Annotated in this window: 8 protein-coding genes; 1 reads left to right on the top strand and 7 read right to left on the bottom strand. The window is 39.0% G+C overall.

What is annotated here, in order from left to right:
- Positions 1 to 775 precede the first annotated feature (775 nt).
- Positions 776 to 1,177 (top strand): tRNA (N6-threonylcarbamoyladenosine(37)-N6)-methyltransferase TrmO, encoded by a 402-nt coding sequence (tsaA, locus tag P6922_RS03795; RefSeq protein ID WP_276874445.1) that lies wholly within the window; start codon positions 776 to 778, stop codon positions 1,175 to 1,177.
- Here tsaA and P6922_RS03790 read toward each other — a convergent pair.
- The 7 genes from P6922_RS03790 to P6922_RS03760 all read right to left on the bottom strand — a co-directional run bounded on the left by P6922_RS03790 (position 1,059) and on the right by P6922_RS03760 (position 8,450).
- Complete coding sequence (locus P6922_RS03790; protein ID WP_276874443.1) at positions 1,059 to 1,562, bottom strand: zinc-binding metallopeptidase family protein; 504 nt, start codon at positions 1,560 to 1,562, stop codon at positions 1,059 to 1,061. The genes tsaA and P6922_RS03790 overlap by 119 nt on opposite strands.
- Position 1,563: 1 nt before the next feature.
- Entirely contained in the window at positions 1,564 to 1,770 is a 207-nt protein-coding gene (locus P6922_RS03785; protein WP_276874441.1) for a hypothetical protein, read from the bottom strand.
- A 190-nt stretch (positions 1,771 to 1,960) separates the two neighbouring features.
- The gene (locus tag P6922_RS03780) at positions 1,961 to 2,413 is read right to left on the bottom strand and encodes a GNAT family N-acetyltransferase (RefSeq protein ID WP_276874439.1); all 453 of its coding nucleotides are present in this window, start codon (positions 2,411 to 2,413) and stop codon (positions 1,961 to 1,963) included.
- A gap of 157 nt (positions 2,414 to 2,570) precedes the next feature.
- Entirely contained in the window at positions 2,571 to 3,368 is a 798-nt protein-coding gene (locus P6922_RS03775; protein WP_276874437.1) for a helix-turn-helix domain-containing protein, read from the bottom strand.
- A 132-nt stretch (positions 3,369 to 3,500) separates the two neighbouring features.
- Positions 3,501 to 4,010, bottom strand: a complete 510-nt coding sequence (locus tag P6922_RS03770; RefSeq protein WP_276874435.1) for a hypothetical protein — start codon at positions 4,008 to 4,010, stop codon at positions 3,501 to 3,503.
- Positions 4,011 to 4,014: 4 nt separating this feature from the next.
- The gene (locus P6922_RS03765; RefSeq protein WP_276874432.1) at positions 4,015 to 7,752 is read right to left on the bottom strand and encodes a phosphoribosylformylglycinamidine synthase; all 3,738 of its coding nucleotides are present in this window, start codon (positions 7,750 to 7,752) and stop codon (positions 4,015 to 4,017) included.
- Between the two features lie 20 nt (positions 7,753 to 7,772).
- Entirely contained in the window at positions 7,773 to 8,450 is a 678-nt protein-coding gene (locus P6922_RS03760) for a hypothetical protein (RefSeq protein WP_276874430.1), read from the bottom strand.
- Positions 8,451 to 8,652 lie beyond the last annotated feature (202 nt).

The following is an 8,652-nucleotide window of genomic DNA, read 5'->3' as shown; positions in this document are numbered from 1 at the left end:
GTTTTGCATTTTTTCGTTGTACTGTTTAGTTTTCAAAGAACCGTGTCGCTCTTCATGCGACTCAATCAGTATAACACTTGTGACATTTTCTGTCAACTTGTTTTTTTACCGATTCATGCCGTCGAGTGACGACAAAAGAAATAATATCACTTATAGTTTTTTTCGTCAAGCATTTTTTTGCTTATATTTCTACTCATTTCACTTCTTTTTATCGCACATACTGCAACTAGTATTTCTCTATTTTTTATACAACTATATTTTGTATGTAGTTCCTTTTTTTATTTTTATGTTATAATTAAATCAAAATTCAATGAGAAGAAGCTTCGGATGAAACCATTATTTCGTAAAATTTCTACTTAGTTTTCGGAAAAAACAACATGCTTTTCTCACTCTGTGTGAACAAATTATATTTTGGTTAGTTGTAAAATGAAATCGGACACATAAAAATACAAGCAGGAAAACCTGCAGTAAGATGAATTTGACCAATATATCTGCTAAAAGGGGTATCCTGCATGTCTCAACAGCATTCTAACACAAAGAAATGTTCTTTCCAGCACTTGACGCCTTATCAGCGCGGGCAAATCCAGGCTCTTATAGAACAAAGAATTTCCAATCCATATTGCAAAGCAAGTTGGGATTTCTCGTTCTACCCTATACGAAGAACTTTTCAAGGAGCAGATTGCTCGACTTTCATCCGCTACATAATTTTTCTGAGTAACTGTCCGATTTAATATTGCAATTTAATAATGATTTCTATTTGACTTAAGGAGGAAGAATGGAATTAAAAGAAATAGGGAAAATACACAGTCCTTACAAAACAGTAAAAGAAGCGCCACGGCAGGGAAAGCTTTCTGATAAATCTTGTGAGATTGAAATCTTTCCGGCTTATGAAGCAGCACTGCTTCATGTGGATGAAAGGAGATATTATGTGGTTTTATATTTTGCCCACGAAGCTGACCGCACGGTCCTGCAAACAGTGCCGCCCTGGGCAAAAGAACCTTACGGCGTATTTGCCTGCCGTTCGCCGCGCCGGCCGAATCCCATCAATTTATGCGTGGTCAAGCTGGTAAGGCGGGAAAAGAACAGGCTTTTTGTAATCGGGCTGGATGCCGTTGACGGAAGCAGCCTGATTGACATAAAACCCTATGTGAAAGAACTGGATGAAGCGGAAGCGTAGGCAATAAATCATTCTGTATATTCCAGGCATGTCCGCTGTTGACGGTCCTGTCCATGTGAATGGCCACGGACGGAATCAAAAGCGTCGGATGGTCAAGAGATACCAGCTTGGAAATAATTTGCCTGTTATCTTTTACAAACAGACGTCCTACTACGGAAAGAGGGCGGTCAAGCCAGGTACTCATAATCATTCCGCCATAGCCTTCTACATTGAGACGGGTGTATTTGCCGTCCCGCTTAATTTGCCAGGAATCTTCTTCACGGATTTCCGTGAATCCTGCATAGAGAAGGGCTGCTTTGATATGACGGACCGCATGAAAAACTAAAGGGGATTTACTGATAAAGTGCAGTAAATCCCCTTTAGTTTCTTCAAAAGATATATCCATATTATTTTACTTTATTGACTTTTCTCTGGTAAACAGCTTCTGCCATGCGGGCCCGTTCGCGAATGACGGGGTTCGTGGAATTGACGGAAGCGGGAGAGAAGTTACTCTTGTAATGCAGTTTTTTGGTGGATTTTTCCATTTCCTTTACCTGAATAGTGCCTGCGATTCTGTCATATACATAGGTATAGGTGCAGGTGCCGTCCGCCAATTTTTCAACCGCTACAAGTTCAAGAATTTCATGGCCGTCAGTGGTCTTTTTGTAACTGGTTTCGTCCAGGTCTATGGTAAGAACATCATTATATTTCCATATTTTTCTGCAAATATTTTCTTATATGCAATAAAAAACATCTCGAAACTTTTCCGAAATGTTTTTTGTATTCTATAAATTTTTATGCTCATCAATCTATTTTGATTGCGTAGTTGAGCCATACACGATCTTCTTCTGCACCTTGCTTTTTGTAGAATTCTTTTGCTTTCGTGTTCCAGTCTGCAACTGTCCACTTTATATTCCAGCAGCCATGTTCTTTTGCCACTTCTTTTGCTTTTGCAATGAGTTTCGTTCCGATTTTCTGTCCACGGAATCCTTCTTTTACGAAGAGTTCTTTCATGTGCATGTACGGTTTGTTTTGTGCCGTATATTGTTGGAAGAAGTACACGAGTATGCCGGCTATTTCTCCGTCTACATCCGCCACAAGACAATTTGCAACTTTTTCTTTGAACATTTTCTGTTTTACGAGTTCGGGAGTTATCACAAATGTTCCTATGTAATCTTCAAATATCGCCAAGCCTTTCATGAGTTCCCATGCTTGTGCAATATCTTCCTCTTTTATAGCTCTTACTTCTACTGACATAATATGCCTCCTGTAGTATCAAACACTTTAATACACCTTGTATTACATATTAAATATAGTCCTTTTTTTCGTCCTGTTCAAATTTATGTTTTTTATTGTTTAATATTAAATTATTTTTAAATACATTTCTGTATTTCATCGAACTTTAGGTATTTTTTTATTTATGATTTTCACAGTTTCGGTTTTTCGTTGCTGTATTTGCAAATCGTTCATAATATTTTTTTATTTTTTGTGTGTCGGGCATTCCGAAGAGTCTATGCATTGCTTCTGTCGTAATGAGCCATGTTTTGCCGCTTTTTCTGCAGTCTTTTCCTTCGACAAGTCGTGCGTTTCTGTGTCCGGAACCTATTGCCGATGCTCGTACTTCTTGTGGATCTTTGTTCCATATGTATCCCGCTTCTTGTGTAGTGAGTATGAACAGGAGCGGATTAATTTCGGTTTCGATTTTTATTTTTTCTTTTTTATACAGTGTCACGATTGCGTTTTTTGTCAATAGTATTGTGTTTTTGTATTCGTGTTTTTCTGTTTCTTTTATTTCCGATATGTCGTTTTTGAATTGTTTTGCATTTACTTCGTATTTTTCTTCTATTTCTTTGTCCGTCATGACTTCGTTTATTATGTTTTCCGGAAGTTTGAGGTCATCGGTTTTTTCTTCGTTTTCTTTTTCGTATATATATATTTTCCCGTTTTTTACGAGCAGTTCGGCTCCTCCGACTATGGGGCGTCCTTCCATGTATGCCCTGTATATCGTTTGCATTTTCATTTTCGGGTATGTGCCGATTATTTTTATTCCTTGTATTTCTTGTGTTTCTCCCGTTTTCGTTTTTGCGTTTTCGGTGAGTATTATTTGTGTGGAGTGTGCAATTATGTCTTTTTCGCTTTTTCTGTAAATCAGGTAGTCTTGGAGTGCTTTGTATGCGATTTTTGTGTCTTTTATATTTGTTTTTATTTTCATTTTTTCTCCTTTCTTCGATTATACACTGAAATATTTATTTCATTGTATCAAGTTCAAGAAGGAAATATTTATTTCATTGTATGTAAGTTCCAAAAAAATTGAAGATACTCGTTTGAATATCTTCAATAATTTTCAGCCGATCGTTTCCGCTATGCGCCGCATTGTTGCGAGATCGATTTCTTTGCTTTTCCCGAATATGTCGCATCTTCCTATTATGCTGTATGTTTTTCCTTCGCTTTGTATGAAAAGTTCTCCGATTTGCGCACGTCCGCCTTTTCGTTTTTCACGATACTTGGTTTTCATTCCTTCGCGCGGAAGTTTTATTCTTTTGTTTTCGTACATTACCACGAGTTCTTTTCCGTCAGTTTCTATTTTGTAGTCGACTATGTATATTTTTTTAAGTTGTCGCATTACAATTACGCACACTATTATGGCGGGCATTCCGATTATTGCGCCGGCGTACATAAATCCGGTGATTGAGTTTTCCGACATTTTTACTGCCGTTTCAGGTGAAATATTTGCTACAAGCATCGAAATTATGAGCGCCGTAAGTATAAGTGAGCCTGCAAATGCCGAGCCGAGTACGGTTGTACTGTTTTTCTTTCCTGCTTTGAATCTCCAACGTTTTACAGTTTTTTTCATATTTTTATCCTTTGAAATATTTTATTCCGCTTTCAAATATCGGTTGATATTTTTTGCCTGTTATATTTTTTGCAATGTTTGTTCCGCATCTTTCACTGTGTCCCATTTTTCCCAGTACTCTTCCGTCTTTGCTTGTAAGTCCTTCTATCGCATATACGGATCCATTCGGATTGTATACGGGGTCGTATGTGGCTTTTCCTTCAAGGTCGGTGTATTGTGTTGCGATTTGTCCGTTTTTCGCCCATTCGATTACTTGTTCTTTTGAAGCTACCAGTCGCCCTTCGCCGTGACTTATCGCTATGTTGTGGAGTTCTCCGACTTTGCAGAGTGAGAGCCACGGTGATTTTACGGATACTATTTTGGTGGTTACATACTTGGATACGTGTCGTCCTATGGTGTTGAATGTAAGTGTGGGTGCATTTTCGCTGAGCGGTTTGAATTCTCCGTAGGGTACAAGTCCAAGTTTTATTATAGCTTGAAATCCGTTGCATATTCCCAGTACCAGTCCGTCACGTTTGTGCAGAAGTTCTTCGAATGCTTCTTCTATGAGTGTGTTTCTGAATACTGCCGCTATGAATTTTCCGCTGCCGTCCGGTTCGTCTCCGGCTGAAAATCCTCCGGGGAACATTACTATTTGTGCTTTTCGTATACGGTTTGCGATTTCTTTTACGGATTCTTTGAGTTCTTTTGCATCTCTGTTTCTTAGTATGAATGTATCGGTTTTACCTCCTGCTTTTTCAAATGCTCTTGCCACGTCAACTTCGCAGTTCGTGCCGGGCATTACGGGTATAAATACTTGAGGTTTTTCCGTGTGTATTTTTATATTCGCTTTGTACTTCGTTTCACTTTCGGGAAGTTCCGGTACGTCTTTTTTCTCGTCTTTTGCATATTGCGGGAAAATATCGTTCATCGTTTTTTCGTATGAAGTTTGAAGTTCTTCGAGTGTTATTTTTTCAGTTCCGATTTCAAATATTCCCGCTTTTGCAGTTCCGAGCAGTACGGTTTCTTCTTCTTGTAAGTATCTTTTTGCGTTTTCATTGTCGATTTCGACAATTATAGAGCCGTATGAGTTCGTGAAGTATTCTTCCGCTTTTATTTCATCCGTAAGTTTTGCTCCGATACGGTTTCCGAATGCCATTTTCGCAAGTGTTACCGCAATTCCGCCGGCATCTACCGCTTTCATGGATTGTATATTTCCTTTTTGTACTTCTTTGTAAATGAAGTCGGCATGTTTTTTGAATATTTCAAGGTCGGGCATTTCGTCTTGTTTTCTTGTTTGTTTGAAGAGTATAAGTGCGTTTCCTTCTTTTTTTATTTCCTGTGTTACCGCTTCGGATGCTTTTCCGATGTTTACCGCAAATGCGATGAGTGTCGGCGGTACGTGTATGTCGTCATAGGTTCCGCTCATGGAGTCTTTTCCGCCGAGAGATGCTATGCCGAGTTCTTTTTCCATGTAAAATGCACCCAAGAGTGCCGCTGCCGGAGTTCCCCAGTCTTGTTCGCTTGTAAGTTTTTTGAAGTATTCTTGCAATGTGAGGTGTGCATTTCTCCAGTTGCTTCCCAATGTAGTGAGTTTCGTGAGTGCAAGGAGAATTGCATATGCCGCTCCGTGGAACGGACTCCAGCTTGCAAGATAGGGGTCGTATCCGTGTGTCATGTAACTTGCCGTGTCGGTCGTACCTTTTACCAACGGTATTTTTACAATGCTGCCGTCAGCTGGTGTTTTTTGGTATTTTCCGCCGAAAGGCATTATGACCGTATTAGCTCCTATTGTCGAGTCGAAATGTTCCGCCATACCTTGTTGCGATGCGTTGTTCAGTTCGCTCATGGAGTCTATCCATGTTTTTTTGATGTCTTTTATATTTTTTGTTTTGAAATATCCGTTTTCTTTTGCGTCAATTATTTTTGCGTTTCGACAATACCTTGTACCGCTTGTATTTATGAAATCTTTTGAAAGGTCGGCTATAATTTCACCTTTCATATGTATTACAAGTCTGTGACTGTCGGTAATTTCCGCTATGACGGATGCTTCAAGGTTTTCTTCTCCTGCGTATTTTATGAATTGTTGTGCATTTTTTCTGTCGACTACTACCGCCATACGTTCCTGTGATTCAGAAAGTGCGAGTTCCGTTCCCGACAGTCCTTCGTACTTCTTTTGCACCATGTCGAGATTGATGTATACTCCGTCCGCAAGTTCACCTACGGCTACCGCAATTCCGCCGCCGCCGAAGTCGTTGCATTTCTTTATGAGTTTCGTTACTTCTTTTCTTCTGAACAGACATTGTATTTTACGTTCGGTAAGAGGATTTCCTTTTTGTACTTGTGACGAAAAGTCTTTTATTTTTTTACTGTCACGCTTTGCCGATGAGCCGGTTGCTCCGCCCATTCCGTCACGTCCCGTTCGTCCGCCCAGAAGTATGACGAGATCTCCTTCTTTCGGCTTTTCAAATATGATATCTTTTTCTTTCGTTGCGGCAATTACCGCCCCGGCTTCAAGTCTTTTTGCTATAAATCCGTCATGGTAGTATTCCTGTGCTTGCCCTGCCGTAATTCCGATTTGGTTTCCGTATGAACTGAATCCTTTTGCGGATTCGGTGACGATTTTCATTTGAGGGAGCTTGCCTTCAAGTGTTTTTTCAAATGGTGCATGAGGATCTCCGGCGCCGCTTACTCTCATCGCCTGATATACGTATGCACGTCCCGAAAGCGGGTCTCGTATGCATCCTCCGAGACAGGTTGCGGCTCCGCCGAACGGGTCTATTTCCGTTAAATGGTTGTGTGTTTCATTTTTGAAAAACATTATCCACTTTTCGTTTTTTCCGTCCACTTCGACATCCGTTCTTATTCCGGCGGCATTTACTTCTTTCAATATTTCAAGCCTCTCAAGTTTGCCTTCTTTTTGAAGTGCTTTCATGGGTAATGTCGCCATGTCCATGAATGTTATCGGATTTTTTATGTTCTTACCGTATACTTCTTCTTGCATATCCAAGTATGCGTCAAATGCTTCTTTTACGGGTTGTGTGTATTTTCCGTCTTGAATTTCTATATTTTTCACGTTGGTTTTGAATGTCGTATGACGTATATGATCCGACCAAAATGTATCCAAAATCAGAAGTTCGGTTATCGTGGGATCTCTGTGTTCACGTGATTTGAAGTATTCGGCGATAAATTTCAAATCTCCGATGTTCATTACCAAGTTCAAATTTTCTCCAAGTGTCTGAAGTTCTCCCGAACTCATGAATGTAAATCCTTCGATGACGGATGAGGTTTTTTCTTCGCTTTCTTTTATTTCAAAGTCTTCTGAAATACCGAGATCGACTTCTTTACATTCTGCCGGATTTATAAGGAATTTTACGATTTTTTCACGATCGCCTTTTTTGAAGTTTCCGCAAAGTGCATATATTGCGGCATATCGTACCGCTACATCATCTTTTCCGGTAAGTACGGTAACACATTGTTTTGCCGAGTCCGCACGTTGATCGAATTGTTCGGGAAGTGTTTCCACGCCGATAATTATATTTCCTTTCGGTGCGTCTTTATAAACATTGTCTACCGGCGGTTCTGAGAATATCGTTGCGGTAGCTTTTACAAATTCGTCTTCCGTTATACCTTCCACTTCATAACGGTTGTAAATTCCTGTATTTTCGATTTTACCTTTGATTATTTCTTCAAGTTTCAGTTTCAATCTTTCTTCCGCTTGTCTGTATTGTTTTTTCTTTCTTACGTAAATTCTTTGTATCATAGTGTCCTCTTTTCTTGAGATTATTCACCGTTTGCCATTCGCAGTACAACATTGTCGAATGCGTATAAAAGTAAAGATTTTTCTTCAGCTTTCGCAACTAAAATTACAACTTTCATATCGTCTTTTTCCGGATATATATAAATTTTCATGTAAATGGGAAATTTCTTGCCTTCATTTTCAAAGTCTAATATACCTCCCGAGATGTATATGTATTTTTTGCCGGAATTTATTTTTCGTACCGGTTCGATTTCTTTTAAATTTATTTTCGCATTTTCGTAAAAATTCTTTTCATTTTCGTCTTTCGATTTCACCGTCAATATATTTCGTGCGATTTCTCCGAAATTTTTTCCGTCTTTCATTATCGAAACATTGAATTTCGACAGTTCGAGCCATTGGTCTTTTGTGAGATTCATTCTGAAAAACGGAGCGATTTCTTTTTTGTCTTTTTCGGAAAGTTGCGTTTGCAGAATGTGTCCGCAGGTAAATATTTTGTGCCGCTCGTCTTGTCCTATAAGTTCGCCGGAGGTGTAATTGTATGTTTCTTTGTCGAATTCAAGTTTTCCGAGTGTCGCATCTTCGTCGTATTTATAAAAGTCGTTCGATATTTTTTCCGTAATCGTTTTGAATGATGCTCCGACAGTTATCGACATGGTAAATGCAAGACAGATTACGGTATAAAATATTTTTTTCAAATTCATATTGTACTCCTTATGTTGTACATTTTGAGTTGGCGTTTTATACCACATGGCTTCAGATAATTTTACTTTTTCGGATAAATATTTGTCACCGTCTTTTATCGTTTGTATTTGTAATTTTTGTATTTTGAAATAGATTTTCCATGTATATCGTATTTACGTGCCGCAATTGTCGGCATTATTATGAGAAACGGTGCAAATTATA

This window comes from Dialister micraerophilus, from assembly GCF_947090205.1.
Lineage (GTDB): Bacteria > Bacillota > Negativicutes > Veillonellales > Dialisteraceae > Dialister > Dialister micraerophilus.
Note: the sequence above shows the minus strand (reverse complement) of the source record. Positions and strands in the feature narration are given on the sequence as shown.